We start from the raw sequence: 26982 nt of genomic DNA, 5'->3' as shown, positions 1-26982 counted from the left end.
CTTCGCTAGCGGGCCAGCATGCGTGCCGCGATCGGGTGGCCGGGGCGCAGCTGCAGCAAGTCCCACAGGTTGCCGTACAGGTCCTGGAATACCGCCACGGTGCCGTATTCCTCCTCCTTCGGCTCGCGCACGAAGGTGACGTTGTTGGCGCGCAGGCGCTGGTAGTCGCGCTGGAAGTCGTCCGTGTTCAGGAACAGGAACACGCGGCCGCCGGCCTGGTTGCCGATGAAGGGCGCCTGCTCGGGCTTCGATGCCTTGGCCAGCAGCAGCGTCGTGCCAACCCCGCCCGGCGGCGCCACCACCACCCAGCGCTTGTCCTGCGCGGGCTGGTAGGTGTCGTCCAGCAGTTCGAACCCGAGTTTGCCGACGTAGAAATCGATGGCCTCGTCATAGTCGCGCACCACCAGCGCGATATGGACTATGGATTGCTGCATGGATGTGTCGCTGGAGTTCGTGGGGTAGCCAGTGTAGCAGAGCTGCCGCCGGTTTTCCCCTCGCTAGCGCGCGCCGATACCAGAAGCAGTCGGGCAGGGCGGCCATGCCGATCCGCTGGTAGAACGGCACCGCCTTCGGCACCGCGCTCAGGATCACGTTGACCGTTGGCCCGAGGTGCTGGCGCAGCGCCTCGATCAGCGCGCCGCCGATGCCGCAGCCTTTGGCCTCTTCCGTCACGGCGAGGTCGGACAGGTAGCAGCTGAACGAAAAGTCCGTCATGGCGCGCGCGATGCCCACCAGTTTGCCGCCGATCCGCGCGGTCACGATGAGGTTGGCGTTGGCAAGCATGACTTGCAGAGCCCGGATCAGGCTAGCGCCACGGAACTGAATGCGAGTTCGGCGCAGACCGCGTCGGCGCCGGTCAAGGGCGCGCTGGAAAACGCCAGGGACAGGCTGCGGTGCGTCCATGGCAGCGAGGCGACCTCGCCGGCCTGGCGCCAGGTGCCGGTGGCGACGATGTGCACCGCGCCGCTGTCGCTCGCCAGCGCCAGGCGGGCGCCGGCGCGGTCCCAGGCGATGGTCCGGACGCCGCCCGGAACCGGTATCTCGGCCACCATGCGGCCGAAGGCCGTATCCCATACGCGGGCGTGGGCGCCCGGGCCCGCGCCGACCACGAATTTGCCATCCGGCGACCAGGACAGCACGGCCACCTCGTCGGGACAGTGGCCCAGCGTTGTCGGTTCCAGCCTGGTCCACAGCACCAGCTGGCCGTCCTCTGCCACCGTTGCAATGCGGTCGCCGGCGGGCGCCCAGGCTGCGGCCAGGATATCCCCGCCGGCCGCGCGGCGCCGTTGACGCACGCCGTTGAACACCTCCCATACCACCAGTTCGCTGCCCGAGCACGACGCGATCCGGTCGCCCGCCGGCGACCACGCCACGCAGTGGATGGACCGTTCGTGGCAGTCCGTTAGCGCGTAGTGCGACACGCGGCCGCTGTCGGCCTCCAGCACCCGCAAGGTCCGGTCGTCGCCGCCGACCACCAGCCACTTGCCATCGGGGGACCAGGCCAGGCAGCGGATGTACTCGTCCAGGCCTTGGCGGCGCTTTTCCACCACGCGCTCGCCTTTGCCCATGCTAACCGATTCCATCACGTCCGAGCTTCCTTCCAGCGACCAGCGGTGCATGGGAGGGTGCATGCGGAACAGCATGACCTGGCGTCCGATCGAACCCGTGGCGAGGTCGCGCCCATCGGGCGACAGGGCAGCGCAACGCAGCTGGAGCTGATGGGCGTGCAGTTCGGCGTTGTCGAGGACTGTCTTGGTGCTGATCCGGATCACTTCGTCTGTCGATCCCGAGGCGATCGCATAGCCATCGGCCGACCAGTCCACCGAACGCACCGATCCCAAATGCGCCGCAACGCGGGTTCCCGCGGAATCCGTGCCCAACAGGCCGAACAGCATGCCGCGCGTGCCGCACACGTCGATGCGCCCGACATCGGCCTGCAACACCGAACGGTCCGCAGAGCCGCATGCGATGCTGCGGCTGTCCGGTGACCAGGCAATCGACAGGATGGAATCGCGGCACAGCTTCCTGGACCTGACGATGCGCCAGGTCAGGGTGTCGATGATGGATACGTGGCCGGATACGGTGCCCACGGCAAGCTGCGCGCCGGACGGGGCCCATGCGACGCACAGCACCTGCGCGCCATCGGTTGCACCGGCGGCGAACAGCGCGCCCACGGCAATGTCGGCGATCAGCGTGCCGGTGCTCGGCTCGACGATTTTAACCGTGGCGTCGGTCGCGCCGCTCGCCAGCATGCGCCCCGAGGGCGAGATCGCCACGCTCCTGACCCTGCCCTGGTGCAGCGCGAGGCGCCAGCGTTCGCGCCGGTCCGCGATATAGAAGACGCGCACCACGCCGTTGGCGTAGCCGCATGCGAGGAAGCCGCCCTCACGCGCCCACGCGACGGAGCGGGCCCAATCGTCGGCCCCCTCCCAGCGGTCGATCTGGCGGCCGTCGGGGAAATGCCATGTCGCCGCCGAACCGTCGGTGGAGCAGGAGGCCAGCGCGTCGGCGCCGGGCGACCAGCACACGCTCTTGACGCTGCCCCGATGGGCGTGGATGGTGAGAATCAGATCCTTGCAGGCGGGGAGCCAGACACGGATCGTCCCGTCATCGGAGGCGGCGGCCAGGTAGCGCGAGCAGGGACTCCACGCCACGGCGTTGATCTCGTTGCGCTTCCAGCCGCCCACGTTGCACAGGTAAGTGGCCGTTGGCGCAACGGGCGGCGGAGCGAGCGCGCCGGTTCCGGCGGCGGCGCCCGGGGCGGGCAGCAGGTCCTCCAGGAAGCGCTTCACCTTGAGGTATTGCAGCGCCCGGGCGGACGCGGGCTTGCAAATGGTGGCGTGGTTCTCATCCAGCGGGATCGGCACGACGTTGGGTATGCCCGGATCGGACGACGCCTCATCGACCACGACCACCTGGCCCATCGGCAGCTTCTCATAGAAGACCAGCACGCGGCAGCCCAGTTGATGCACATTGTTCCTGAACCAGAGGTTCAGGTCGCGCAGGCCGGCGTCGTTGTGTTCGAGATCCTTGACCGCCGCCGATGCGCGCGCCAGCGAAAAGAAGGTCATCCAGTTGGCGATGCGCGAGCCGCTGTTGGGCGTGGCCAGGAAGACGATGCCGGCGGTGGCGCGGCTGATGCGCTGCCAGGCGGGGTCGCCGTATTGCAGCGCGTGGCGCAGCATCTGCTTGACCAGCAGGCCGCCCATGCTGTGTACCACGAAGACCAGCGGCCGTTCTCCGATGCCATGCGCGTCGAGCAGGGCCAGCACATTGGTGGCGCGGTCGGCCAGCGGCATCGCGCTGCCGTTCCACTCGGTCTTGGCGGCCGGGTAGCCAAGCGACCACACGCCGGCCTGCGCGTGATCGAGGCCGAGCGCCTCGGGCCAGAACAGCGCGTCGTGCTTCCAGGTGCCGAACGGATCGCCATCGAGACCGTGAATGAAGATCACGTCGGCCTGGCGCGACGGCACGCAGCCGGCGATGGGATGCAGTTCTGCTGTAGTTGGCATGCGCACAATCTCCGGTGTTGAACTGCATCGCTTGGCGAAAGGCGGGCCTGGCGGGCGCCCGCAGCTGACCTAGACTATCCTAAAGCAGGCGGGCGGGGCAAGAAAACTTATCGAAAAACCATGTACGCGGTGCCGCTTAGGGCAATAAAAAACCCCAAAAGCCGAAGTCCGGATTTTGGGGTTGGGGGGCGGCGGCGATGTCGGCCGCCGATACTAGCCGGTGATACTAGCCGCTGATGCTAGCCAATCAGGCTATGCGATCAGATGGTTTCCAGCGCGGCGTTGAAGGTGGCGCTAGGACGCATCACGGCCGCGGTCTTGGCCGGTTCCGGGAAGTAGTAGCCGCCGATGTCCATGGCCTTGCCTTGAACTTCGGCCAGTTCCGCGACGATCTGCGCTTCGTTCTCGCCCAGGGCCTTGGCCAGTGGCGCGAAGTGCGCTTGCAGTTCCGCGTCTTCGTTCTGGGCTGCCAGGGCCTGGGCCCAGTACAGCGACAGGTAGAAGTGGCTGCCACGGTTATCCAGCTCGCCGGTGCGGCTCGATGGGGACTTGTTATTGTCCAGCAGCTTGCCGGTGGCGATGTCCAGCGTCTTGGCCAGCAGCTTGGCTTTCGCGTTGCCGGTCTTGATGCCCATGTCTTCCAGCGACACGGCCAGCGCCAGGAACTCGCCCAGCGAATCCCAGCGCAGGTGGTTCTCTTCCACCAGCTGCTTCACGTGCTTCGGTGCCGAACCGCCGGCGCCGGTTTCGTACATGCCGCCGCCGGCCATCAGTGGCACGATGGACAGCATCTTGGCCGAGGTGCCCAGTTCCAGGATCGGGAACAGGTCGGTCAGGTAGTCGCGCAGGATGTTGCCGGTCACCGAGATGGTGTCCAGGCCACGGAAGGCGCGCTCCAGGGTGAAACGCATGGCGCGGGTTTGCGACATGATCTGGATGTCCAGGCCCTTGGTGTCGTGGTCTTTCAGGTAGGTCTGTACCTTCTTGATCACTTCGTTCTCGTGCGGACGGTAGGTGTCCAGCCAGAACACGGCAGGCATGCCGGAGTTGCGCGCGCGGGTGACGGCCAGCTTGACCCAGTCGCGGATCGGTGCGTCTTTCACCTGGCACATGCGCCAGATGTCGCCTTCTTCCACGGTCTGGGTCAGCAGCACTTCGCCGGTGGCCAGGTCGGTGATGTTGGCGATGCCGCCTTCAGGCACTTCGAAGGTCTTGTCGTGCGAGCCGTATTCCTCGGCTTGCTGCGCCATCAGGCCCACGTTCGGCACGGTGCCCATGGTCTTCGGATCGAAGTTGCCATGCCATTTGCAGAAGCCGATCATCTCCTGGTAGATGCGGGCGAAGGTCGATTCAGGCATGACAGCCTTGACGTCCTTCGGACGGCCGTCGGCGCCCCACATCTTGCCGCCGATGCGGATCATGGCGGGCATGGACGCGTCGACGATGATGTCGTTCGGCGAATGGAAGTTGGTGATGCCCTTGGCCGAATCGACCATGGCCAGTTCCGGACGGTTGGCGTGGCAGGCGTGCAGGTCCTTCAGGATTTCTTCCTTCTGCGATGCCGGCAGCTTTTCGATTTTCTCGTACAGGTTGCCCATGCCGTTGTTCACGTTCACGCCGATCTCGTCGAACAGCTTGGCGTGCTTGGCGAATGCTTCCTTGTAGAAGATGCGCACGCAGTGGCCGAACACGATAGGGTGGGACACCTTCATCATGGTGGCCTTCACGTGCAGCGAGAACATCACGCCGGTCTTGCGCGCGTCTTCCAGTTCGCGCTCGTAAAATTCCAGCAGCGCTTTTTTGCTCATGAACATGCTGTCGATGATTTCGCCGGCTTGCAGCGAAACCTTCGGTTTCAGCACGATGGTTTTGCCGGAGGCGGTGATCAGTTCCATCTTCACGTCACGGGCCGCGTCCAGGGTCATGGACTTTTCGCCGTGGTAGAAGTCGCCGTGGTGCATGTGCGACACATGGGTGCGCGAAGCCTGGCTCCACTCGCCCATGGAATGCGGGTTCTTGCGTGCGTACTCTTTCACGGCCTTCGGCGCGCGGCGGTCGGAGTTGCCTTCGCGCAGAACCGGGTTGACCGAGCTGCCGATGCACTTGCCGAAGCGGGCTTTCAGTGCTTTTTCTTCATCGGTTTTCGCGTCTTCCGGGTAGTCCGGCAGCTTGTAGCCGCGCGCTTGCAGTTCGCGCACGCAGGCCTGCAGCTGGGCCACCGAAGCGCTGATGTTCGGCAGCTTGATGATGTTGGTGTCCGGCAGCTGGGTCAGGGCGCCCAGTTCGGCCAGGGTGTTGGGGACTTTCTGTTCGTCGGTCAGGAACTCCGGGAACTCGGCCAGTACGCGGGCGGCCACCGAAATATCGCTGGACACCACGTCGACGCCAGCCGGCGCCGTGAACTTCTTGATAATGGGCAGCAGGGAATAGGTCGCCAGCAGCGGCGCTTCGTCAGTCAGTGTGTAGATGATTTTTGATTTTGGTGTTGCCATGGTTTCCCTCGTATGCGGTCGGTGCCTGGTCTACTTGATAAGTTTTCAGGCACAGGAATAGTCTTTCTTGCCCTGGGCGCTACGGTGTCGGCGCTGACCCCTTTTTCGCCCAAGTGCGTATTTTAGACCCTAGACACTAATAATGGGCGGAAACCCCTCGCCCCGGCGCGGATTCTCGTGAATTGTTTTACAGATTTGCAGTCGCAGATAGATGACCGGAGGGGCGCCATGCCTGTCAAGTGTGCGGCAAGAAATTGTTGAGTATAGTAAATTGCTAAATACCTAATAATTTCAATCCGCAACATGCAAGCAGCCCTGGGTCAAATTTCCGCCGCGCTGGCGCAGTATTCAAGTGATAGCCGTCTGTACGCCCTGGTGCTGGAGGATGGGCCCGACTTGCTGGTCGAAGCCTTCGCCGCCGACGACGAACTGCAGGGCACCGGCCCGCGCGACGTGATCGCGCTGTCCACCGACGCCCATTTGCAAGCGGCCTCCCTGCTGGGCCGCTCGGCCACGCTGGAACTGAGCCTGGCCGACGGCACCCGCACCCGCTTCAGCGGCGACGTGACCCAGGTGGCCTCGCTCGGCAGCAACGGCGGCTTCGCCCGCTACCGGCTGCGGCTCACCCATTGGATATGGCGCCTGGGCCAGGTGCGCAATAGCCGCGTGTGGCAGGACAAGAGCGTTCCGGAGATCGTGGACGAGGTGTTCAGCACCTACCAGCCGCTGGCCCGCTGGCGCTGGAGCGACGAAGCCGCGCCCTTCATGGCCGACGCTATCCCGCGCAGCTACTGCTGCCAGTACCGCGAAAGCGACCTGGCCTTCGTCGAACGCCTGCTGGCCGAGGAAGGCCTGGCCTGGCGCTTCGAGCAGGACGAGGAAGGCGCGCAGATGGTGCTGTTCGCCGACAGCAGCCAGCGCTGCGCCGTGCCGGAAGACGACAGCAGCACGGCGTCAGGCGGCATCCGCTTCCACGGAGCCCGCGTCGGCGAGCAGCAGGACACCATCCAGTCGCTGCAAGCCAGCCGCGCCGCCTGTGTCTCGCTCACCACCTTGCTCAGCTACGACTACAAGGCCAAGCGCGCCGTCGGCGCCAGCGCCATGTCGCGCCTGAAGACCGCCGGCCTGCTGGCGCTGGAAAGCTACGACGCACCCGGCCAGTACCACTACGCCAACGGCGCCCAGGCGCAGCGCTACGCCGACCTGCAGATGCAGGCCCGCGAAGCCCGCAGCCAGTTATGGCGCGGCCGCTCCACGGTGCGCACGCTGCGCGCCGGCACCTGCGTCACTGTCACGCAAGGCCCGCTGCGCAGCGGCGACGCGGACCCCGTGTACACCGTGCTGCGCGTACGCAGCGTGGGCGTAAACAACCTGCCCCTGCCTGCCGTGCAGGCGTTGGCCGAACTGTTTGGCCCCATCCCCGAACTGCTGCTGGAAGCCGTGCCGCCCGAAGACGCCAGCGACTACGCGCAGACCATCGCGCAAGCCCGCAGCAGCGGCTACGCCAACAGCTTCGACGCCATCGCCAACGAGCTGCCATGGCGCCCGCTGGTAGACGGCAGCGCGGGCCGCAGCCATCCGCGCCCCACGGCCGGCGGCGCGCAAAGCGCCATCGTGGTCGGCCCCGACGGCAGCGACAGCCCGAACGGCGTGGACGAAATCCACTGCGACCGCCTGGGCCGCGTACGCATCCGCTTCCACTGGCAGGACAGCGGCGACGCCACCTGCTGGGTGCGCGTGGCNAACGGCGTGGACGAAATCCACTGCGACCGCCTGGGCCGCGTACGCATCCGCTTCCACTGGCAGGACAGCGGCGACGCCACCTGCTGGGTGCGCGTGGCCCAGCGCTCGGCCGGCGGCGGCATGGGCAGCCAGTTCCTGCCGCGCATCGGCCAGGAAGTGCTGGTGCAGTTCTTGGAAAACGACATCGACCGCCCCATCATCGTCGGCGCGCTGTACAACGGCCAGGGCGAAGGCGGCGTGGCGCGCACGCCGGGCGGCCAGCCGGAACAAGGCAATGCGGCGCAGCCCTTCGGCCGGGCGCATGACCATGCCGTGTCCGGCCAAGGCAACCTCGCCGGCGGCAACAGCCCGCTGTGGCACGGCGCCTCGGCCGACACGGCAGGCCACCGAAGCAACGCCGCGCAATGGGGCGTGCGCAGCAAGGAATTCGGCGGCAGCGGCTACAACCAGCTGCTATTCGACGACACCGACGCGCAGGGCCGCGTCCAGCTTAAAAGCACCTACGCTGCCACCGAGCTGACCCTGGGCCACTTGCTGCACAACGTGGACAACTACCGTGGCAGCCTGCGCGGCCAGGGCGCCGAACTGCGCACCGATGCTTACGGCGCCGTGCGCGCAGGCGCGGGCCTGCTGGTGAGCAGCTACGGCCTGTCGCACGCAGCCGGCGCGCGCGAGCCTGTTGGCGACAACGCCGCCGGCATCGCGCTGATGAAGCAGGCGGCCAAGCTGGGCGAGACCTTCAGCGCCGCAGCCAAACAGCACGAAACCGTGGCGCTGGCCAGCCACATCGGCGTAGCCAAGGCCGCATCCAGCACGTTGGACGACAAAGCCGCGCCGCTGTCCGCCATGCTCACTGCCGTCTCCGGCATGGTGGCCAACGACGCGCTGGACGCTGCCAGGGCCGATGCCGCCGACAAAGCTGTCGCCCCGGCCGACAGCAAGCTCCCCCACAGCACGGACGCCGTGATCGCTCTCTCCGCCAAAGCGGGGCTGGGCGTGACTGCGGGACAGGACATCCAGCTAGCCAACGGCGAAACCGCCGCCGTGATGAGCGGCGCCGACACGCAGTTCACCACCGGCGGCCAGTTGCGCGTGTACAGCGGCCAGGCCATCGGCGTGCTGGGCGGGGCGGTGGCGGCGGGCGAGGGTGGTGTTGGCATGCAGCTGATCGCGGCAAAGGACCCGATCGACGTGCAGGCGCAGTTTGACCAGATCAAGGTGCAGGCGCGCGATGATATCCAACTGACCAGCGTCGGTGCGCATGTGGACTGGGCGGCTGCCAAGCACATCACGTTATCGACGGCTGGCGGTGCGAACATCACCATCGATGGCGGGAATATCACGGTTCAGGCTCCGGGCAAGATCGTCATTCACGCCGGTAAAAAGAGCTTTACCGGGCCGGGCCAGCTTAGCTACCCGATGCCTGCGCTGCCAAGCAGCGTATGCCTCGCGTGCCTGAAGAAATCCCTGGCAGCTGCGGCTGCGTTTACCGCAATCGAGTGACCATGTTTATTGATGAATTTAACGCCGGCTGGCTGGATGAACTGGATAGGTGGGCGGGTGAACTGAGCGATGGCCGACACCTGTATTTGCTGATCGACGGCGTCTTTGTACCGGCTTTGCAGCGCCGTTTCATCAGCGTCCTTGGCGAACAGGCCGTGTCGCTGCTGTTCGAAACACTGCCCGCGTGTTCGGAGGCGGTCAAGGACGCGTCGCCCTTTGTGCTGCGCTATCCGCACGGCCAGCAGGCCGTGAAGGAATTGTTGAAGAGCTGTAGTGGCTGGCCTATGGTCAGCGTCATTGAAACGGCCGAAACATTGGATCAGTTGACAGCAAGGCTGGCTGCATGGTGCGTTGTGGAGAACGATGGGCAGCGGTTCAATTTTCGCTTCCCCGATACGCGTAGGCTGCCGGGAATTTTCGGCGCATTAACGCAGGTTCAGCAGGGCGAGCTCTCAGGCCCAGCGGTGCGATGGAACTACATAGGCCGGGAGGGTGTTTGGCAGTCTCTGGCACCGCGGGGTGTTGCCCAGACTGTGCAGGAAAGGCCGCAGAAGCTGGACAACGAACAGTTCGGCCGCATGGTCAACGACAGCGAGGCAGACGAAATGATCGTGCAGTTGGAGTATCGCGGTCAGCGGCTGGACGGGAAACGATCACAAACGTTTGCGACCGTCGCGCAAGCACTGGCCGTGGCGGATGCGCGCGGTCTGGCAAGCGCTGACCGCTTGAAATGGGTGGTGGACTTCGCCCGTAGCGGTAGCGCGCGAGACAATGGCAAAGCATTCAGTGCGCGCGACGAATGGCGCGTTGCTGATAATTAATAGGATGGTGATTATGCACATAAACATGGGAACGCTGTTCAGGAAGATTGCGAAGCAGGCCTTGATTGCGGGGTTACTTGCCACGCCCGCTGCATTTGGTTGGGCCAAATCGACTGTTTCCGTCAGCGTGCACGGCGTCAACTACAGCAACGAGACCTTCAGCTATTCCGTGGAGGATCCCAACAACAACAAGGGCCCCACCGCAGGAGAGTTGGTAGATCGCTTCGCCGCTGGCGGCACCGTTTGCTGCTACGACCTGCCGACGGAATGGAAGCCAGGCATCAAGATCAAAGTCAATTCCGTTCACTGGCTGAAAGAGACGGCAGACAAGAAGCTGCCCGAAGTGGAGCAGGTTTTCGTGGTGGAAGTTCCCCCATACGTCGACGGGAAACCGGGTGAGCTGTGGGTGCTGCGCCAGCCGGACGGCACCGTGGAGGTCGTTTCAAGCGACTATCAGCCGAACCATCATAAATGGCCTGGCAAGGTCAAAGGTTGGCCTGTGCCGTCTCTTGAGTACCAGCGCGAGAGATGGGATTTGCAAACGGAGACTCAAGCGATACTCTTGCGTGCTGCTGAGAAGCGCCGTGTCAGTATGGACAGAGATATGTCAGCGTATGCTACTGAAGCATGGCAACGGTACAAAAGAAGTTCGCCTGAAGATATTAAAAACTTTGTCGGGCCAGACGACATGAAGTTCCATACTTACTTGATGACGGAAAATGATCAGCAGCGATTTAGGTTGAGGAAAGAAATTGAACAATTAAGGGCGCGTCGACCATGACCGCGCATCTGTGCGAGGTAGTACCGGTACGATTTACAAAGGCCGTGGAGCTTGAGTCCTTCTTTGACGAGCATGAATTAGAGGCCATAGGAAAGTTCCTCGAAAGAGAACAACCAAAACTTGGCGAGCCCAAGGAGTCCTGCAAATCGAACTTGTTCTTCGGCTTCTTCTTCGACGGCACGAAGAATAACTATGTGAAAGCGAACGCCGCTAAGAATCATTCCAACGTGGTTCGGCTGTACGATTGCTATGTAAGCGCCAATTCTTCCCCCTTGTATCGCTGAATCATCCCCCACTGGATAATTCCCGTGAACTATTCAGGGAGAACGATGATGAAAAAACGCCGAGCACCGACAAGGGGGCGCGATTTTTGGCACGGGCATATCCATGCGTGGTTGGCGAGCGGGCTTTCCAAGCCTGACTATTGTAGTCAGCACCACCTGAGCATCAAGTCGTTCTACCGGTGGGACCGGATGCGGAGGAAAGCAGAGCCAACAGCCATCAAGAACGTACCGCTCATTCCGCTCATCACCGCTGATGCTGAACCTGCTCCGGCATTCGCCGCAACCGCTGGCACCAGTGCGGGGATTCGCATCCACGTGAGTAACCAGTTTGTGGTCGATCTGGCGGTCGGGTTCGATGTAGCCAGCCTTGAGCGGCTTTGGAAGACGTGGGGTTGAGCATGCTTGAAATCTCCGCGCAACAGGTGTGGTTAGTGCCCGGCCCGACGGACATGCGCAAGTCGATCGACAGCCTTGCGGCCATCGTGACGTATGCCGTTCAGAACGACCCGCTGTCGAGGCAGGTCTTCGTTTTTTGTAGTAAAGATAAAAGCAAGATCAAGATTTTGTGGTGGGACCTGAATGGCTTTTGGCTCTTATATAAGCGGCTGGAGAAGGGACGGTTCCACTGGCCAGAAGGCGGTGCAGCGGCATCTGTTTGCGTGACGGGGAGGCAACTCCGGTGGCTGCTTGATGGCCTTTCGTTGGAGCAGCGGCTGGCGCATAAGCCGTTGGCAGTAACTGTAGCAGCATAGCAACGAAATACATTTTCTAGGTATTAAAAGTAATCCTATGAAAATACTTATGATACTTTAGGGGTATGTTCATCATGACGCAAAAACATCAAGTTATTACTTCCCGCAGGATCGTGACGCGGGAGATCACCATTCCGTCTGTGCCAGTGTATGACTCCGCTGCCATTAAGGCGGTTCGTGAGCGATTTGAACTCAGCCAGACCGCACTTGCTGCCATCCTCAATACAAGCCTGCCTACAATTAAGGCGTGGGAGGGCGGCAACAAGCGTCCAAGCGGAGCTGCCTCCAAACTCCTCGATGTCCTTGCAAAAAAAGGGCTAGAGGCTTTATCTTGATGGCCTAACTTGCTGCCAGCCTATTCATTCCCCAAGCCCGCCCTTTTTGGAGAGCCTGTTAAGGCCCCGAACGGCGTGCGGTTTTTCGAAACTGGGGTGAAAGGTGGCGTTAGGCTTGACCACATCGAGGACAATTGGGCATCCGGGTATTTGATACTTCCCAAGACGCGGTCGGAACACATGCTCTGCGAGGCACTTCGCCTGCAGGAGAAAAATGTCCGGAGTCTCCAAAAGAGAATTGCGGATGGCGCCAAAGTTGAAGAGGAAAACGCTCGACTAAGAGAAGAGGTCGCTCGCCTCAAGCGAGAAATCTTCGGTACGAGCTCAGAGAAGTCGGCAGATCCGCAACCGGAACCAGCACCAGTACCAGATGAGCCGGTTGCGCAGGAGCAAGCTCAGGCCGACCAGCCAGTGAAGAAGGCACGCGCCAGTGGCGCAGGCAGGAAGCCGCTGCCAGAGCATCTGCCTCGGGAGCGCATCGAATACGATTTGCCGCCACAGGAAAAATTCTGCCCTTGCTGCAAAGGATCAATTCATCGCATCGGCGAGGAAGTCACGGAGCAGCTGACAGTAATACCAGCGCAATACAAAGTGCTTCAGCATGCCCGCGCAAAATATGTCTGCCGTGCCTGCAATGAATTCGTTACCGCACAAGGCGTGAAGCCATTGATTGAGAAAAGTAGCTACGCCAGTCCTGATTTTCTGGCCCACGTCGCGTGCTCAAAGTACCAATACGGCCTGCCATTCTATCGGCAGGAAAAAATTTTCGAACAGAGTGGTCTACCATTCAATCGCACTACGCTCGCAAACCTGATGATCGGCTGCTCCGACAAGCTGGCGGCGTTGCATGAAGTCCTCCGTCAGCACCTGCTCTCACAAGACGTCATCCATGCGGATGAAACCAGCGTGCAGGTATTGAAGGAGACCGACCGTCGGCCGGAATCGAAATCGTTTCTTTGGCTTTACAGGAGCCGTCAGGACGCACAGCAGCAGATTGTCCTTTTCGATTACCAGATGACCCGCAGCGGCGAGCATCCGCGTCGGTTCCTGAACATCGGCATGGACGGGGCATTCACTGGGTATATCCATGTAGACGGCTATTCGGGATACAACGGACTGACAGGCACGACGCGGGTTGGATGCATGGCTCACGCGCGTAGGAAGTTCGTTGAGGCCCTGAAATTGCTGCCAGCTGGTGTAACAAGCAGTCCAGCCAACATCGCTGAGGAACTGCTTGGGAAGCTCTATGGGATTGAGCGCAGGATCAAGGGACTTGATCATCAGGTGCGCGGAAAAATCCGGGCGGAAGAAAGCATGCCACTTCTGATGGAATTCAAGGATTGGCTTGAGAGAACGTATCCAACAGTCGCTCCGAAGTTGGCGTTAGGAAAAGCTATGGGCTATGCGCTTGAGCAATGGCAGGCGCTGTCACGCTTTGTCGAAGATGGTCGCCTCGCCATCGACAACAATCTTGCGGAGAGGGAAATTAAGGCCGTCGTTATCGGCCGGAAAAACTGGTTGTTCGCGGACAGCATGGAAGGGATGCGCGCCAACGCGACGATGTACAGCCTTGTCCAGACAGCGAAGGCCAACGGCCTCAACCCGTTCGACTACTTGAAGTATGTTTTTGCCACCATGCCCCTGCTGACGACGCGGGCTGAGGTCGAATGCCTCCTGCCTTGGAACATGGCGCATTAAATTACCGCGCAGGCAACCGATGTCCTCCCCAAAATTGGGCGTAGCTGGGCGGCAATAATCCGGGTAATATACCAACAGTCTATCGTTGCTCTGCACCATTCTTGGCCGCTTCAGCGCTGAATAGACAATTAAAAGGCTATTTTAAGAGGAAGAATGAATGGCAACTATTTTTAGTGTTCTGCGCGAGTCTGCGCGTGAGAAAAACGGTCACTTTGATGGCTTGGAAATTCGCACTAAGAGCGGAAAAGATCATCGTGGAAGCCTGGCAAAATGGAATTCTGAGCAATCGCCTCAGCTTGTCTGTTTAATCGAAGATTTGGGCCTCGCGCATATCGAAATCAGTAGCATTGAGTCCGTGCGGATCGTTAATCCAGCGTGAACGGACAGGGGAGGAAAACGGTGAAACTCATGTCAATCACGGCAGCACTGAAGCAGCATGCTATTCCTCTTCACGCGCAGGCCATTCTACAAATGCTGATCTGGGCTCGCTTGGTCGAAGAAGTCGAATATCTCTCGTCGACCGGTTCGGGCGAGGTCAAGACTTTCCAGCGTCTAACCCACATCGGGTTGGAGTATGGAGAGAACGTCGCCACACTCAGCCCTACCAAAACTGAAATTAAAATCCTCCCGAACTCACTTCCCGCTCTCATTCGTGAATGCCATCGGGGCTTCACAGAATACTTGGCGAATAAGTAGGATGCCCAGTGCCTGACTTTATTGAGATGACTGATAGCGAGATCGTATCGTTCCTTGTCCAGAATATCGGTGAGTTTACAGACGATGCGGCACCTGACTTTCCTCGCAACATACAGCTAGGCCTAAAAAGCGGTCATTTGGTGGTTCGTAGGCTCGAGGGAGGTTTCGCTGTTGTGGCGAGGAACTGCGGCGTATCCTATAGGCCGCCGCATGCGGAACTAGTCTTCCTTTACACCGATCCGGCTGCACGCGGACAAGGAATAGCGAGCACGCTTGTCCAACAGATAAAGCAGGACTCGGAAATTGGCGGGCCCATCAAATTGTTGTGCTGTGGCGAGACCCGCCGTCGCTTTTTCGAGCGACATGGGTTCACGACGACCGGAGTCGAAGATGATCCTTATGAGATGTGGTGCTCTCTAGCTTGCTGCCGTGGAACGTACCACTGCAGCGCCGAGCTCAGTGAAAATTGACGACATGAGCGAACGAACTGTTTATACACCTCCGCCTCGCCGACTTATCCGGCTAAGGAACCGGACCTGCGCATACTGTGGAGTGCCGTTTGGCAAAACACTGGCGCATACTGACGAGCACGTCATTGGAAGGAATTTTGTACCAAAAGGAAGTCTTGCCCGTGTGTGGAACTTAGTCGTATACGCTTGTAAGAGGTGCAACGATGATAAATGCGACCTTGAGAATGATATCTCTGTCATTACGATGATTCCGCCACTTAATCATGCTTCTGATCAGCTTGATCCGCTGGTTGCCACTGAAATTAAGCGTAAAGCCCCCGGCGCTATAAGCCGTCGTACTGGGAAGCCAGTCATCAAAAGTGATGAAAACATTCAACTTTCCAGCCAGTTTGGCGGCGCGACAATTTCCATGAATTTCGTGGCTCCTCCTCAAATTGACCATGGTAGAATTTGCAATCTGGCACGCTTTCACGTACAAGGTTTTTTTTATCAGATGACATACGATTGGTCGTCACGTATCGGCTTGTTCCTAAGTGGCGATTTCCATCACTGGTATTCAGCGCCTTGCTCAGACTGGGGAAACAACAAACTCAAGTGGTTTTCTGAGTACGTTTTTGATTGGTTACCTTGTTTGCGTGCTGATGGAGCTGATGGCTACTTTCGTATTCACATTCGAAGGCACAAGGAGCTTGCGATGATAAGCTGGGCATTGGAATGGAATAAAGGTATGCGTGTCGTCGGCTTTGTGGGGGGAACTGACGCTATTCGACAAGTCGTATCTTCCTGTTCTGTTGAGCCGTCGGGCATCATTCATGATCAAGATGGCGAACGAATAGTGTTCCACAAGCATGTGGCTCTTGATGGAGATCAGGACCTGCTATTCGGCTGGCAGGGATTCGAGACATAATAAGAAACTCCCAATCGTTGAGTACTGACTGAACTTGATTATTTCACATATATATGCAAAAACGTTCCTCTAAAACGAATACACCGTCAAGTGAAGTAGGATATCCGAACCTGTTTCCAAACCATGTTGAGGTGCACTATGGGCGACTAGCATTTGGTGGTGATCCACAGCTTGTGATGTTCGGGGCGCAAAACCCTGATGATAAAAAATGGGAGGCATCCGGAAGCGGTTTTCCTGTGCTCCATAAAGGCGTTGTATCAATTGTGACAGCTGGGCATGTTGCCGCCGAATTGGAGGGGAAGAGTGTAGTATTAAAAGGCCCTGAAGGCAGTGTATTTCTGGAAAAACAGCAATGCCGTATACTTTACAATGAGGATGTGGATTTAGCTCTCATCACCATTCCTTCAACTCAACTAAAGACACTCTTCAGTGTATGCATCTGTATTGAGTTAGACTATGAGCTGAGGGATGTTGCCGATAGTGGCATTTCTTCCTTGTATCAGGTTTATGGATTTCCTTTGTCAAAAAATAAGTTCAGTAACACGGTGGGCTGGACACTTGAAGGCTTTCGTATCTCTCTTGGCAGAAAAGCGAAGGTTCCTTTACGGTCAAAATTACTAGATTTAGAGATTCCTTTGTTGGCATTCCACATTGATCTGAAAGAAATGGTGGATGATCAACTCGAAAAATTTGATCGTTTAGGAGCATTGAAAGGATTAAGCGGCGGCCCTGTTTTTCGGCATGACACTGCTTCTGGGGCAGGACGGATTGCCGGGGTATTTCTCGAATGGCATTCCGTAGAGCGTACTGCAGTTGTGCTGCCTGCCGCAGCAATTAGAGCAGCTTTTGAAGCTTGGGGGTAATGCAAGTTCGAACTTTGGTTTTGAAATCTTCGCTTGTCGACACACTCTCTGAGTTTACTAAAGGAAGGCTTCGGATGAGGGATACACGTGCAAGTTAGGCAGCGATGCTCGATCGATGTGCTTTTATCGAACGAGCATCCTGTTGCGAGGCCGCGCGGCGGCTTCCCGGTTGTGTGAGTTCACGCTCCGTGAGCCACGAATTCCCACACCGTCTGAATGACCCAACTGGCTACGGCAATCCCGATTCCCAGAATGAGCAGAATGCCCCAGACAAAGGTCCCGCGTAGGCCGACATAGAAGGCGCACACAGCCCCTGTGACCTGCGACAGCCGCATCAGCCAGTCGGGCCCAAAACCGAGCCCCAGCATTTTATGCAGCCCCTCCGGCAAGGCGAAGCCGACAATACTAAAGCTCAGGTAAAAGCCCAGCATCACAACGCCAGTAAGGAAGCCATCGATCTTCGGCTTCGCGTACGGGACCTTGGTGTGAAAGACATAGACCAAGGCCAGCCATAGTGCTACATAGACAACAGAGAACATGGGGGCTTTCAGCTCAGAAAAAGAGCTATTCTACCCAATACTACGAAACTCGTAGTATCTAGATCAGTTCTAAATAACGATTCTCGTAGTTCCGAAAATTCATGGAACTACAGGATGGAACACGCAAATGAGCTCTGGGGGCGGCGGCTCAGGGAAGTTCGGACGGAGAGCGGCATGTCGCAAAAGGCTCTTGGCATCGCAGCGGGCTTGGATCAGTTTGTTGCCAGTACGCGTATCAACAGGTATGAACTGGGAGTGCACAAGGCCGACTTCTTGATCGCTCAGCGGTTGGCCGAGGTGCTGGATATCCCCGCCGCGTATTTCTATACAGAGGACGACAAGCTCGCTGAACTCGTGATCGAGTACCACCGTGCAGGGAGTCGTAAAAAAGCCTCCATATTGAAGGCCGCAAGGACTTAGCTGTAGATCAACTCGTGGCGGTCATTGCCGCTCCCGCCCCCGCCGAGCAAAGCAAATGCGGTAGTGGCATTGCTTTTTAGACTCTATGAAGTGTTACCAAGTAGATTGTTTCATGTACAATTGGTCAACATCTTCTTTAAGGGTATGTTGATGAACAGCATTGGTGATCTGGGGCGAGGATTGCTCCGCAGTCCTGCAAAAGTTGCAGGTTATGCATTTAGTTCATTCAGCATGATCTTCACGGTCATCAAGGCACTGAACCACTTCGCACCTCAGATCCAAATTGAAGGGGCTTTCCCCCTCCTGTCCACCCTACTTATCAGCATCGGTTTCGCGCTGAAGAAGGTATGGAAGCCGTCTAAAGTCGAAATTTGCGTCGCAACCTGCGCAAGCAAAATCGAGGTCGTTTTCGGCGACATCTTTGAACAGGATGGAATCCGAGCTATTGCCGTGAACGAATTCTTCGACAGCAAGTTGGGGAAACCCGTTTCAGATCGTAGTCTGCACGGGATGCTCATCCAGAAATGCTTCGGTGGACATGCTGAGCCATTCGACAAGCAGGTTTCTGCGGAACTGGCACAAGAGCCTTTTGAGGTCGTCCACGAAAAATTTGAAGGCAAAAATCAGCAATACAAAATTGGCACAACTGCCGTGCTTGTTGCGAATTCTGATCGCTACATCGTATTCGCGCTTGCCCACACTGATCCACAGACGTGCAAGGCAAGTGCGGACGTGACGATGATGTGGAACGCTCTAAACATGCTTTGGGCGCGGGCACGCATTGAGTGCGGCGGCCATCCTCTGAATCTTCCGCTAGTCGGCAGCGGGCTGTCTGGCTTGGGTCTGCCGACGCGTGACCTTTTGAACTTACTGATTCTGTCTGCCATAACCGTTACGAAGGCTAGCGAGATCACAACGAAAATCCGCATTGTGCTGCATCGCGATCGCTTTGATGACCTTGACCTCAGAGAGGTCAAGAAACATTGGGAGGAGAAGTAATGGCATATCGCAACGGAACGTACGTCGCTTTTCACGCCGATGGGAATAACGTTCCCGGCAAAACGGATATCGATTACTACTACATGATGCGTGCGTGGTCGGCCAGCCCTGACGATGATTTCACCATGGTTAACAGCCATGAAAAAGTGGCAGCGGTCAGGGATTCGAGCTCCAAAGAAACTTTGCGGCGCTCGCTGCACGCGCGCCTAGCAAATTCAAAGAATTTGGTGTTGATCATCGGCGAGACCACGAAGAACGATAAAGACTGGGTTCCTTTTGAAATTGAGCAAGCGGTCGATAAATATAAAATCCCAATTATTGCTGCTTATGCAGTTTGGGATAAACCTATTCGCGCGCCTAGAGCATTTTCCACGTACTGGCCAGCTGCAATGGAAACGAGGATCAACAACGGCACTGCAAGCATAATTCATATCCCTTTCAAAAAAGCGGCAATCATGGATGCACTCGGGTTTTCGCACAGCAACCTCCCGGCTGGCGGAGGATTGGGCATTTATAGCGACGCGGCCTATCGTTCATTCGGAATTAGTGACTGACGCTATCCTAAGGAGGTAAAACAATGAAGGTCTTCATGAGCTGGAGTGGTCAGCGTAGTCATGCCCTAGCTGATGCATTGCATGACTGGATGCCATTGGTACTTCACTATGTGGAAGCATGGCTTTCGCAGGCCGACATTGAGGCGGGGCAGCGATGGGCAGATCAGGTTGCCAAGGAGCTTGAAGCATCAAACTTTGGCATCCTATGCATCACGAAGGAAAACGTCGCATCACCATGGGTGTTATTTGAGGCTGGCGCGCTCGCAAAATCGATGCAGGGCAGCAGAGTCATCCCATTTCTTCTCGACTTAGAGTTCAGTGACATTACGGGACCGCTTGCTCAATTTCAAGCAAAGAAGGTAGATCGGACTGGTGTATTCGAAGTTGTTAATTCGCTCAATCAACTCGCGCAAAATCCAGTCCCTGATGATCGAGTACGCCAACTGTTTGAAGCACTGTGGCCAGAGCTTGAAAAGAAGGTTCTCGCGATTCCCAAGAGTGTCGAACCAGCGAAGCACGCCCGACCACAAGCTGAAGTGATGGAGGAGCTTGTGGCAAGCGTCCGCACACTAGATGGACGCTTTAGGGAGCTTGGTGAAGATAGTCCGCGCTCGTCCCGATACAGATATCGACGGTTTCATCCAATGATGCTGCGGGAAATGAGAAAGACGATGGGCATAAAGGCGGGCGATCCGATCTTCCTGTTGGTAGTCGCCAGCGCGTTTAGAGACGAGATGCCTTGGATGTATGAAATTGGAATGGAAGCATATCGAATGGCCCGAGACGGGACTGCGGAAGAGGCGGTCGCTGCCTTGCGGCGATTCCAAAGAATGGCCGATGTCATGCGTCATAACCCATTTGGCCCTGATGAAGTCGAGTCCGAATCGAGGATGATGATGCATATGATGGTTCGGGAATTGGACCATCTGCTCGAAATGGAGTCAGATACGTTGGCTGATTCAGAGTCTTCCAATGAACAAACACCAAATACTACTGGTCACCGAGCAAGAAACAGCAAAGTTTCCGCATAAAAGGGTTTTCAGACATGCAGATATTTATATCGTGGTCAGGCGAGAAGAGTAAAAAAATTGCAGAAGTGATCAGGTACTGGCTCCCAGATGTTATCCAGTCGGTGCGCCCTTATTTCACGCCAGATGACGTCTCAAAGGGCCAACGCTGGGCCACAGATATCGCAGAGAATCTACATAAGAGTCAATTCGGTCTATTCTGCCTTACCGCAGAAAACTTGACAGCACCTTGGCTGCTGTTTGAAGCGGGGGCTGTTTCAAAGGATAGTCGTGCTGGTAGGGTCTGCCCACTTCTGTTTGGCGTCGACTCAGCACAGCTCAAGGGGCCACTTCTTCAATTTCAGGCAACGCCATTTTCGCAGGGGGAAGTGCTGAAATTCATGAAAGCTGTGAATGAAGCAACCAGTGAGCCACTCAGCGAGGTTCAACTTACGCGAGCCTTTGAACGATGCTGGCCTGAGCTCAGCGAAAAAATTCAGGCTATTTTGATTTCCAACGTGGAGGATGAAACACCACCGCCGCGCTCCCTTGAAGAAATGGTCGAAGAAACGCTCGGAATCGTCCGGACTATGAGCCAAAGTCCTATCTCGACCGCTGACGACGACCCTCTCAGTCATTGGCTTGTGCTTGGCCAAAGCACTCTTGAATACGCGCGCGATTCGCTGAAGATCGCAGAAAATGTTGATCAGCTGGCTATGCTAGAACAACTGAAAAGGCTAAGCGATTACCTAAAGATGGTCGCAAATCTTATGTCACCTAAACTGAAAGGTACCAAAGTCGGTCCGACTTACTTGACGCAGATCACTAAAGTACATAAGGAAATCGGGGCTCGAATTGCAGAGTTGGTCGTGATCTTCGGTGACGACGAATTTTGAGGCCGGAAGGAAATGGATGGATATCGATCACCTCTGTGGCAGATTGCGAGAGATTGCAGTGAAGGTGTTTGGGCCGCCCCGCGCAGACTGGGAACTTGGAAAGGTTCTAATCGGTGATTTTGGCCCTTGCACAATTTACATTCCTGATGAGCGTCGCATAGACATCCAGTTAAGTCCACGCGCCGAGAATGATGTTATGCAAACGGTGTACCAACTAGCGCACGAAGTCTGCCATACCCTACACCCGTCTCGCGACGGCGCTTCCCTCATCGCAGATGATACCTCAGTGCTAAATGAAGGTATCTCCACGTGGTTTTCCTGCGTTATCTGTGAACAGTTTGAATTCGGCGATATCGCTCGGGCCAGCACTGCCCAGACACGCTATGCTCATCCAATGGAGCTTGTAGCGGAACTTATGATGATCGATCGGAACGGTGTAAAGAAATTACGCGCATATCAGCCTTTCATCGACCGCTTGACTCCGTCAGACTTTGCTAGCGCGGGCGTCCAGGTTTCAGACGACCTCGCATATTCCTTGACACGGCCCTTCAACCAATAGTCGAGACGGAAGAATTAAGTGTGTAGATGCAACAGTCGCAGCTCGCATCGCGGGGATTAGTTCAATTGCTTCATCAGGTAGCAGTTCGAATGACTGATGAAGCAGTTCCCGCATAGGCTCTGAGATGACGTAACCCCGGAGCCCCCTTGCACAGCTACAGGCAGCAAGTAGCTTGGCCGTGGTGCAAGGGGGCGTCGTTACAATTCGAGTTGTTATTGAGCGAGCTGTGCTTCAGCGTGGTGGATGAATAATGACACTGCGCATGTGTTTGCGCCAGAAGGGGGAAGAATTGGCGCTTACATTGCTATCCCGGCCAGAGCGTGCCTGGCGTTCTGCCTGGCGACACTGACTGGGAGTATAACAAGGGGCAGTTTACTCACTTCTTTAAAGCCTACATCCCAGGGGTAGCGTCACCCTTCAAGGAAGTCGGCGATGACGGAGAAGGGTTTACCGAGACGCTCGGCGCGGGCACCGGCCGTGGCGGACAGGCGAGGATCGCGTGGGCACTTATCCAGGCTATCAACAACGTCCATCGATATTTCACGGGAACCTTGCTAATCGACTCCAAGAATGCGGGCTCGCTCGTGCATCGCATGGACTTGAGCAAGTGGCACCGGGCTCAAATGCCGCTCAATCGCCGGCACGCGCAGCCGGGCCCGAATGATGAAAAAAATGAGAGTACCCAGAAGATTCTGATCGACTGGCTCCAGAAGCTGCATGCAGCGGTCTCCCCGCATTGGTCCGTCAACGAATGCAAGCCTCCAAAGACCGATCCGGCAATCGTACAGAAAATCTTCATATCCATTTTCGGCTTCTCGCGGGGCGCGACGCAGGCCCGGGCATTCACAAACTGGCTCATGTCTCTGTGCAAGCTCGACGCGCAGCTTTGCGGGAACAACGGCATGACCCTTGGCGGCTTTCCAGTCGAGTTTGATTTTCTGGGCCTCTTTGATACCGTCGCCTCTGTCGGCCTCGGAAATAGTTATGGCAATAAATTCTGGGGCAGGATTTTCGATGGCCACGGTGCATGGGCGGACGCAGAAGACAACCTTCGCATACCTGAGGGTATCAAGTGCCTGCACTTGGTGGCCGCACATGAAATACGCCGCAGTTTTCCGCTGGACTCGATCTCAGTCAGGGGGGCGATGAGTGGGAACTGCAAGGAGGTCGTTGTGCCGGGCGTGCACTCCGACATCGGATCAGGATATTGCCCCACCGAACAAGGCCGGGGTGTTGATCCCGATGGCGCCGACATGCTAGCCCGCGTGCCATTGATTTATATGTACCGCGCCGCGCGCTTGGCTGGCGTGCCCCTGAAGCTCGAACTTGCCAGCGAGATTGTGAAAAGGCGTTTTGCCGTGATGCCCGCTGTGGTCGATTCGTTAAACAGCTACTTAGCGATTTGCCACATGAAGCCAAATGGCGACGTATACCCAAGTTTTACGGACATCATGCGCGAACAAACCAAGCTACGCATCATGTACCACAGGGCGCGGCGCATGAAGGGCAATCGTCCGGTCACAACAAGCGAGAGCTTCCAGCGGGCGACAAACTTCGACAAGAACGATTTGCAGAGTGCCTACCTTGAGCTGGACGACGAGATCGCGGCATTTGAAACGTGGATGAAACAGAACGCCGGCCGCATGAAAAACGTCAGGCAGGACGCCGGTTTCCGAAACGAGAAGCACAATGAATGGGAGGAGATCGCCCGCTGGTGGAACACGGAGCCGCCACTGCCCGATGCCGCCGTGCGGTTCTTCGACGAGTATGTCCACGACTCACGGGCCTGGTTCAAGATTTCCTTGTCGGCGGCGGATAGCGAGCAGAAAGCCCTGAAGCTGCTCGAGAAATGGGTGAAGACGTTGCACGATGAAGAGGCTGCAGCGGCCTATCATGAAGGCGGCGGTGTTAAGTCGAGCAGCCTTAGTGACGAGCAGATTGAGGCTGCGCGTGAGTATGCCAAGACGGGGAAGGTACCACGCATGCGGACCGAAGATCGCGAGGATTGGGACATTGCCGGCTATCTGCGATACCGAAAAGTCTACGCCGGCGCGGATAGCTACCTCATTTCGGGCGCGCCAGGGGAGCACCGCACCAGGTCCGCAATGCGCGAGCGGGCGGTTGCTTAGTGTCAAACGCAGGTGCGGAAAGAGCAGGGTGAGGCTGCGCTGGCGTAGTCGCATCATGTCATCGCGTTAGCCGCCCATCCATACCCTTCCGCGGACGAAAGCTATGCAGAACTACGACGACGACTACTATTTCATCCGAAAGGAGGACGATGATCGTCTGCCCTCCCTGACGGCCACCGAGGAGACGGTGGAGCGAGCCTATACCCATCAGCCGCAGCCAGCTGGCTCTGAGCCTCTGCAGTTTTTCAACGGGGCAAAAGAACATGACCGAAGGGCGGGGATCAAGCCTATCGAGCGCTTGCCGGACATCTTGTTCAACGGCAGCTTCCTCGTCGTGCGAACGCATATCCGGAATGAACTGATAAGGCTCGATGTTCCGTCATTGCACACGCATCCCGCGATTTTTATCGGCGACGATGGTCGGCGGCACGAGGACTATTGGTTCCTGGCCTTTTCCGAGCGGTTCGATTGCTGGGACAGGGAGCGGTCCGAATACGAGCAAGAAGCGCTGGAACTGGGCGGCTTCAAAATGCATAGCATCTATACGTACAGCCTGAACAGCGAATTGCTGGACAGAGTGCCGCTGGCGAATCGCCTGTTGTTCCAGATGGGCGGCACGCAGGATGCGTTCATGGTCTGCCATAAGAGTATTGCTAGCCTGTTTCGCAGCAACACCAGCAATGGTGTACGCCTCCAGTTGATCAAGGACTACTGATGGCCGGCTGTTTGTTGGCCTGAATGTTAGCGCATGCAAGCCGGCCACCACTGGAGTCAGTACGACCGGGTATAACCACATGGGCGGCATACCAATCTACGCTTTTTCCTTGAATGGAAGCTCTGGCGGGCGAAATCTGGAAAAAGGGGCAGGCGGCGCGGAGCGTGTCGCGGGAGGCGGATGGTGAGCTCAACATCGTGTTGGGCGACTATCAGCCGGACCACGGGAAGGGCGAGGCGCAGCCCAATGACGGCGCAAGCGGCCTTAGCGGCCAGCCCACACCACCAGCGGTGCCAGCCAGCGCGGGCGCCACGTCAGCGTGAAGGCGACAAGCAGCGCCGAGCCGGCCAGCGCCATCACCCACACCAGCGCCGCCATCGACGCGTGGTCTACGCGCAGGCACAGCAACAGCGACACAAGCCAGGCCGCCGCGCCCAAGGCGCGTAGCAGGCGCACCGTGCCCGGGCTGGCGGGCTGCGCGCCGCGCACCTGCTCCCAGTGGGTTTCCATCGACAGCGCCAGCCAGGCGGCGCCCGCCACGGTGGCAGCCAGGGCCGCAATAAGTATCAACGCATTATGCATGGGAGCCTCGCGGATCGGTGCCGTTGCTGGCGCTTGCGTTCGGGGAGGCGGCCACCAGGCTGTCCGGCTGCTCCCGGCGGCGCAGCTTGCGCGCCGCCACGGCAGCCACGGCGGCGCTGGCCAGCATCGCCAGGTCCAGGCCGGCCACCGGCCAGTAGCCGGCAGCAGCGGTCTTGAACAGATGGTCGCCGGTGGTGACGGCATTCAGCATCACGGCGGACACGGCCAGCCCCGCGATCATCCAGCACTGTTCGCGCCAGGCTGGCGCAATGCGCGCCGCCCGCACCGGCGCGCTGCGCCATCCTGCGTGCAGCAGCGACAGCAGCCACGCGCCCCAGAACACATTCTTCTCCCAGTCGCCCCGGTGCGGCAGGCCTTCCGGGAGCAGGCGGTTGGCCACCAGCATGGACAGCGCGGCGATCAGCATGCCGGTGACGGCAGCCGTGGCCAGTGCGTCCACCCAGCGCGCGCCGGCGGCACCTTGCTTGGCGTGCTGGCGCTTGCGCTTTTCCACATAAAAGATAAAGCCGGTGGCGATGCAGGCGCAGCCCGACAAGCCGCCCAGCACGTAGAACCAGCGCAGCAGCCAGTGCTCGAAGTGCTGCAGGTGCAGGCCGGTGAGGAATTCGTTGATGCCCGAGGCCACGGTGGGCGCGGGATCTTCGCTGATCACGCCGCCCTTGGCGTTGAAGTGCACGGCCTGGCCCACCAGCGCCACGCGGTCGCTGCCGGCGCGGTAAATGCTCACGTAGCCGTTGGCGTCGCCGACGTGGTTGAGCATCAGAAAGCCCACATTGCCGGGCATGCCGCGCTCGGCCCAGCGGCGCTTCGCTTCCACCACCATGGCATCCACCGACGCCAGCGGCGCGGCCACGCCGGCCGGCTTGAACGGCAGCCCCTTGGCCTTGGCCTCGGCCATGGCATGTTCCATGGCCTGCGGCTTGAGCATGGTCTCGTCCACCGGCAGGTAGATACCGGCGAAGATCACCAGCCCGGTCAGCGCGAAGATGAAGTGGAAGGGCAGGGCCACCACGCCGGTCAGGTTGTGCAGGTCCAGCACGCTGCGCTGGGTCTGTTTGTTGGGGCGGAAGGTGAACAGTTCGCGGAAGATCTTACGGTGCATGACCACGCCGCTCACCAGTGCGGCCAGCATGGCCAGCGCCGCCAGGCCCACGATCCAGTAGCCCAGCCCTTTCCATTCGATGTGCAGGCTGTAGTGCAGCGGGTAGAAGAAGCCGCTGCCGATCTTGAGCTGGTCGTGCGGCAGCAAGCGGCCGTTGCGCGGGTCGATGGTGACGTGGCCGTGCACGTGTTCGTCCGGGTCGGCCGGATTGTTGGATACGCCGAATTCGGCATACAGCTGCAGCACCGGGTCGCGGTGGGTGGTATAGGCGCTCAGGCTGCGCGCCGGGCCCACCACGGGCGCGGCGCCGATGCGGCCGCGCGCCGCTTCGATTTCCTCGTCCTCGGGCGTGATCTGCTGGAAGATGGGCGCCAGCAGCTTGTCGTAGGACGGCATGGGCTGCGGCTCAAAGCGCGTCTGCGGGATGGCCCAGCGGTCGATCTCGCGGTCGAACACGGACAGCGTGCCGAAGAAGAACACGGCCATGAGCACGAAGCCCAGCACCAGGCCGAACCAGGTGTGCAGCCAGGCCATGGAGAGGCGGAAGGATTGGAACATGAAGGACTCCGTAAATGGGCGGTCGGGCGTGGTCGGTCAGGCGT

The 26982-nt window shown here is 58.6% G+C and carries 28 protein-coding genes and 1 pseudogene; 22 read left to right on the top strand and 7 right to left on the bottom strand.

Features of this window, described 5'->3' with window-relative positions; translation table 11 throughout:
- Nucleotides 1-5: 5 nt before the first annotated feature.
- The 4 genes from ASC94_RS15315 to ASC94_RS15300 form a co-directional block, all read right to left on the bottom strand.
- Nucleotides 6-434, bottom strand: a complete 429-nt coding sequence (locus ASC94_RS15315; protein ID WP_056396350.1) for a VOC family protein — start codon at nucleotides 432-434, stop codon at nucleotides 6-8.
- A complete protein-coding gene (locus ASC94_RS15310; RefSeq protein WP_056396345.1) occupies nucleotides 388-783 on the bottom strand; it encodes a GNAT family N-acetyltransferase in 396 nt (131 codons plus the stop codon). Before ASC94_RS15310 ends, ASC94_RS15315 begins: the two co-directional genes overlap by 47 nt.
- 17 nt (nucleotides 784-800) lie before the next feature.
- Entirely contained in the window at nucleotides 801-3512 is a 2712-nt protein-coding gene (locus ASC94_RS15305; RefSeq protein WP_056396341.1) for a PD40 domain-containing protein, read from the bottom strand.
- 260 nt (nucleotides 3513-3772) lie between these two features.
- Nucleotides 3773-6004, bottom strand: a complete 2232-nt coding sequence (locus ASC94_RS15300; RefSeq protein WP_056396338.1) for an NADP-dependent isocitrate dehydrogenase — start codon at nucleotides 6002-6004, stop codon at nucleotides 3773-3775.
- A 303-nt stretch (nucleotides 6005-6307) separates the two neighbouring features.
- On the opposite strand from ASC94_RS15300, the pseudogene ASC94_RS33735 reads away from it, so the two are divergent.
- From ASC94_RS33735 to ASC94_RS32645, 14 genes and pseudogenes are all read left to right on the top strand, one after another.
- Nucleotides 6308-7746 (top strand): annotated as a pseudogene (locus tag ASC94_RS33735) (type VI secretion system Vgr family protein); the annotation flags it as partial.
- A 1-nt stretch (nucleotide 7747) separates the two neighbouring features.
- A partial coding sequence (locus ASC94_RS33730) for a type VI secretion system Vgr family protein (protein ID WP_229417284.1) occupies nucleotides 7748-9250 on the top strand: 1503 nt, incomplete at its 5' end.
- 2 nt (nucleotides 9251-9252) lie between these two features.
- Complete coding sequence (locus ASC94_RS15290; RefSeq protein WP_056396333.1) at nucleotides 9253-10071, top strand: DUF4123 domain-containing protein; 819 nt, start codon at nucleotides 9253-9255, stop codon at nucleotides 10069-10071.
- 25 nt (nucleotides 10072-10096) lie between these two features.
- A complete protein-coding gene (locus ASC94_RS15285) occupies nucleotides 10097-10852 on the top strand; it encodes a DUF3304 domain-containing protein (RefSeq protein ID WP_162251426.1) in 756 nt (251 codons plus the stop codon).
- A complete protein-coding gene (locus tag ASC94_RS15280) occupies nucleotides 10849-11136 on the top strand; it encodes a hypothetical protein (protein WP_056396327.1) in 288 nt (95 codons plus the stop codon). Before ASC94_RS15285 ends, ASC94_RS15280 begins: the two co-directional genes overlap by 4 nt.
- Nucleotides 11137-11181: 45 nt before the next feature.
- Nucleotides 11182-11532 (top strand): hypothetical protein, encoded by a 351-nt coding sequence (locus ASC94_RS15275; RefSeq protein WP_157201467.1) that lies wholly within the window; start codon nucleotides 11182-11184, stop codon nucleotides 11530-11532.
- 2 nt (nucleotides 11533-11534) lie between these two features.
- A complete protein-coding gene (tnpB, locus tag ASC94_RS15270) occupies nucleotides 11535-11888 on the top strand; it encodes an IS66 family insertion sequence element accessory protein TnpB (protein ID WP_056396321.1) in 354 nt (117 codons plus the stop codon).
- A gap of 65 nt (nucleotides 11889-11953) precedes the next feature.
- Nucleotides 11954-12223: a DNA-binding transcriptional regulator gene (locus ASC94_RS15265; protein WP_056396318.1), complete on the top strand. Its 270-nt coding sequence runs from the start codon at nucleotides 11954-11956 to the stop codon at nucleotides 12221-12223.
- A gap of 9 nt (nucleotides 12224-12232) precedes the next feature.
- Nucleotides 12233-13921: an IS66 family transposase gene (locus ASC94_RS15260; protein ID WP_157201466.1), complete on the top strand. Its 1689-nt coding sequence runs from the start codon at nucleotides 12233-12235 to the stop codon at nucleotides 13919-13921.
- A 157-nt stretch (nucleotides 13922-14078) separates the two neighbouring features.
- Nucleotides 14079-14300 (top strand): hypothetical protein, encoded by a 222-nt coding sequence (locus ASC94_RS32655; protein WP_157201465.1) that lies wholly within the window; start codon nucleotides 14079-14081, stop codon nucleotides 14298-14300.
- 29 nt (nucleotides 14301-14329) lie between these two features.
- Nucleotides 14330-14617: a hypothetical protein gene (locus ASC94_RS15255; RefSeq protein WP_056396315.1), complete on the top strand. Its 288-nt coding sequence runs from the start codon at nucleotides 14330-14332 to the stop codon at nucleotides 14615-14617.
- A gap of 26 nt (nucleotides 14618-14643) precedes the next feature.
- Nucleotides 14644-15087: a GNAT family N-acetyltransferase gene (locus ASC94_RS34320; protein ID WP_082616547.1), complete on the top strand. Its 444-nt coding sequence runs from the start codon at nucleotides 14644-14646 to the stop codon at nucleotides 15085-15087.
- A 244-nt stretch (nucleotides 15088-15331) separates the two neighbouring features.
- On the top strand, nucleotides 15332-15994 hold the full coding sequence (locus ASC94_RS32650) for a hypothetical protein (RefSeq protein WP_157201463.1): 663 nt from the start codon (nucleotides 15332-15334) through the stop codon (nucleotides 15992-15994).
- Nucleotides 15995-16047: 53 nt separating this feature from the next.
- The gene (locus tag ASC94_RS32645) at nucleotides 16048-16857 is read left to right on the top strand and encodes a hypothetical protein (RefSeq protein WP_157201462.1); all 810 of its coding nucleotides are present in this window, start codon (nucleotides 16048-16050) and stop codon (nucleotides 16855-16857) included.
- A gap of 179 nt (nucleotides 16858-17036) precedes the next feature.
- On the opposite strand, the gene ASC94_RS15245 is transcribed toward ASC94_RS32645, so the two are convergent.
- The gene (locus tag ASC94_RS15245) at nucleotides 17037-17396 is read right to left on the bottom strand and encodes a hypothetical protein (RefSeq protein ID WP_056396308.1); all 360 of its coding nucleotides are present in this window, start codon (nucleotides 17394-17396) and stop codon (nucleotides 17037-17039) included.
- Nucleotides 17397-17510: 114 nt separating this feature from the next.
- Between ASC94_RS15245 and ASC94_RS15240 the strand changes: the two genes are divergently transcribed.
- The 8 genes from ASC94_RS15240 (at nucleotide 17511) to ASC94_RS15200 (ending at nucleotide 24675) form a co-directional block, all read left to right on the top strand.
- Nucleotides 17511-17816 carry a helix-turn-helix domain-containing protein gene (locus ASC94_RS15240; protein WP_056396305.1) on the top strand — a complete coding sequence of 102 codons (306 nt, stop codon included), beginning with the start codon at nucleotides 17511-17513 and terminating at the stop codon, nucleotides 17814-17816.
- Nucleotides 17817-17966: 150 nt separating this feature from the next.
- Complete coding sequence (locus tag ASC94_RS15235; protein WP_229417282.1) at nucleotides 17967-18815, top strand: macro domain-containing protein; 849 nt, start codon at nucleotides 17967-17969, stop codon at nucleotides 18813-18815.
- Entirely contained in the window at nucleotides 18815-19369 is a 555-nt protein-coding gene (locus ASC94_RS15230; protein WP_056396302.1) for a TIR domain-containing protein, read from the top strand. Before ASC94_RS15235 ends, ASC94_RS15230 begins: the two co-directional genes overlap by 1 nt.
- A 23-nt stretch (nucleotides 19370-19392) precedes the next feature.
- Nucleotides 19393-20400 carry a toll/interleukin-1 receptor domain-containing protein gene (locus ASC94_RS31930; protein ID WP_082616546.1) on the top strand — a complete coding sequence of 336 codons (1008 nt, stop codon included), beginning with the start codon at nucleotides 19393-19395 and terminating at the stop codon, nucleotides 20398-20400.
- Nucleotides 20401-20414: 14 nt separating this feature from the next.
- Entirely contained in the window at nucleotides 20415-21272 is an 858-nt protein-coding gene (locus ASC94_RS31925; RefSeq protein WP_082616545.1) for a TIR domain-containing protein, read from the top strand.
- Nucleotides 21273-21288: 16 nt separating this feature from the next.
- On the top strand, nucleotides 21289-21831 hold the full coding sequence (locus ASC94_RS15210) for a hypothetical protein (RefSeq protein WP_056396290.1): 543 nt from the start codon (nucleotides 21289-21291) through the stop codon (nucleotides 21829-21831).
- A 320-nt stretch (nucleotides 21832-22151) separates the two neighbouring features.
- Nucleotides 22152-23960 (top strand): DUF2235 domain-containing protein, encoded by a 1809-nt coding sequence (locus ASC94_RS15205; protein WP_056396285.1) that lies wholly within the window; start codon nucleotides 22152-22154, stop codon nucleotides 23958-23960.
- A 103-nt stretch (nucleotides 23961-24063) separates the two neighbouring features.
- Complete coding sequence (locus ASC94_RS15200) at nucleotides 24064-24675, top strand: imm11 family protein (RefSeq protein WP_056396282.1); 612 nt, start codon at nucleotides 24064-24066, stop codon at nucleotides 24673-24675.
- Nucleotides 24676-24939: 264 nt separating this feature from the next.
- On the opposite strand, the gene ASC94_RS15195 is transcribed toward ASC94_RS15200, so the two are convergent.
- Together ASC94_RS15195 and ASC94_RS15190 are read right to left on the bottom strand one after the other, a co-directional pair.
- Nucleotides 24940-25257 (bottom strand): DUF3325 domain-containing protein, encoded by a 318-nt coding sequence (locus ASC94_RS15195; RefSeq protein ID WP_056396277.1) that lies wholly within the window; start codon nucleotides 25255-25257, stop codon nucleotides 24940-24942.
- Nucleotides 25250-26938, bottom strand: a complete 1689-nt coding sequence (locus ASC94_RS15190; protein WP_056396275.1) for a PepSY domain-containing protein — start codon at nucleotides 26936-26938, stop codon at nucleotides 25250-25252. The genes ASC94_RS15195 and ASC94_RS15190 overlap by 8 nt, the downstream gene beginning before the upstream one ends.
- Between the last annotated feature and the right edge of the window lie 44 nt (nucleotides 26939-26982).

It is taken from the genome of Massilia sp. Root418 (genome assembly GCF_001425265.1).
Lineage (GTDB): Bacteria > Pseudomonadota > Gammaproteobacteria > Burkholderiales > Burkholderiaceae_D > Rugamonas.
Note: the sequence above shows the minus strand (reverse complement) of the source record. Positions and strands in the feature narration are given on the sequence as shown.

Excerpts from the sequence above, each read along its gene's own strand:
- ASC94_RS15240 (WP_056396305.1), top strand. The coding sequence starts at position 17,511 with ATGGAACACGCAAATGAGCTCTGGGGGCGGCGGCTCAGGGAAGTTCGG.
- ASC94_RS15210 (WP_056396290.1), top strand. The coding sequence starts at position 21,289 with ATGGATATCGATCACCTCTGTGGCAGATTGCGAGAGATTGCAGTGAAG.
- ASC94_RS31930 (WP_082616546.1), top strand. The coding sequence starts at position 19,393 with ATGAAGGTCTTCATGAGCTGGAGTGGTCAGCGTAGTCATGCCCTAGCT.
- ASC94_RS15195 (WP_056396277.1), bottom strand. The coding sequence starts at position 25,257 with ATGCATAATGCGTTGATACTTATTGCGGCCCTGGCTGCCACCGTGGCG.
- tnpB (WP_056396321.1), top strand. The coding sequence starts at position 11,535 with ATGCTTGAAATCTCCGCGCAACAGGTGTGGTTAGTGCCCGGCCCGACG.
- ASC94_RS15230 (WP_056396302.1), top strand. The coding sequence starts at position 18,815 with ATGGCATATCGCAACGGAACGTACGTCGCTTTTCACGCCGATGGGAAT.
- ASC94_RS15275 (WP_157201467.1), top strand. The coding sequence starts at position 11,182 with ATGATGAAAAAACGCCGAGCACCGACAAGGGGGCGCGATTTTTGGCAC.
- ASC94_RS15235 (WP_229417282.1), top strand. The coding sequence starts at position 17,967 with ATGAACAGCATTGGTGATCTGGGGCGAGGATTGCTCCGCAGTCCTGCA.
- ASC94_RS15315 (WP_056396350.1), bottom strand. The coding sequence starts at position 434 with ATGCAGCAATCCATAGTCCATATCGCGCTGGTGGTGCGCGACTATGAC.
- ASC94_RS32645 (WP_157201462.1), top strand. The coding sequence starts at position 16,048 with ATGCAAAAACGTTCCTCTAAAACGAATACACCGTCAAGTGAAGTAGGA.
- ASC94_RS15200 (WP_056396282.1), top strand. The coding sequence starts at position 24,064 with ATGCAGAACTACGACGACGACTACTATTTCATCCGAAAGGAGGACGAT.
- ASC94_RS15265 (WP_056396318.1), top strand. The coding sequence starts at position 11,954 with ATGTTCATCATGACGCAAAAACATCAAGTTATTACTTCCCGCAGGATC.
- ASC94_RS15290 (WP_056396333.1), top strand. The coding sequence starts at position 9,253 with ATGTTTATTGATGAATTTAACGCCGGCTGGCTGGATGAACTGGATAGG.
- ASC94_RS32650 (WP_157201463.1), top strand. The coding sequence starts at position 15,332 with ATGATTCCGCCACTTAATCATGCTTCTGATCAGCTTGATCCGCTGGTT.
- ASC94_RS15255 (WP_056396315.1), top strand. The coding sequence starts at position 14,330 with ATGTCAATCACGGCAGCACTGAAGCAGCATGCTATTCCTCTTCACGCG.
- ASC94_RS15245 (WP_056396308.1), bottom strand. The coding sequence starts at position 17,396 with ATGTTCTCTGTTGTCTATGTAGCACTATGGCTGGCCTTGGTCTATGTC.
- ASC94_RS31925 (WP_082616545.1), top strand. The coding sequence starts at position 20,415 with ATGCAGATATTTATATCGTGGTCAGGCGAGAAGAGTAAAAAAATTGCA.
- ASC94_RS15305 (WP_056396341.1), bottom strand. The coding sequence starts at position 3,512 with ATGCCAACTACAGCAGAACTGCATCCCATCGCCGGCTGCGTGCCGTCG.
- ASC94_RS15300 (WP_056396338.1), bottom strand. The coding sequence starts at position 6,004 with ATGGCAACACCAAAATCAAAAATCATCTACACACTGACTGACGAAGCG.
- ASC94_RS15285 (WP_162251426.1), top strand. The coding sequence starts at position 10,097 with ATGGGAACGCTGTTCAGGAAGATTGCGAAGCAGGCCTTGATTGCGGGG.
- ASC94_RS15310 (WP_056396345.1), bottom strand. The coding sequence starts at position 783 with ATGCTTGCCAACGCCAACCTCATCGTGACCGCGCGGATCGGCGGCAAA.
- ASC94_RS15280 (WP_056396327.1), top strand. The coding sequence starts at position 10,849 with ATGACCGCGCATCTGTGCGAGGTAGTACCGGTACGATTTACAAAGGCC.
- ASC94_RS15190 (WP_056396275.1), bottom strand. The coding sequence starts at position 26,938 with ATGTTCCAATCCTTCCGCCTCTCCATGGCCTGGCTGCACACCTGGTTC.
- ASC94_RS32655 (WP_157201465.1), top strand. The coding sequence starts at position 14,079 with ATGGCAACTATTTTTAGTGTTCTGCGCGAGTCTGCGCGTGAGAAAAAC.
- ASC94_RS34320 (WP_082616547.1), top strand. The coding sequence starts at position 14,644 with ATGACTGATAGCGAGATCGTATCGTTCCTTGTCCAGAATATCGGTGAG.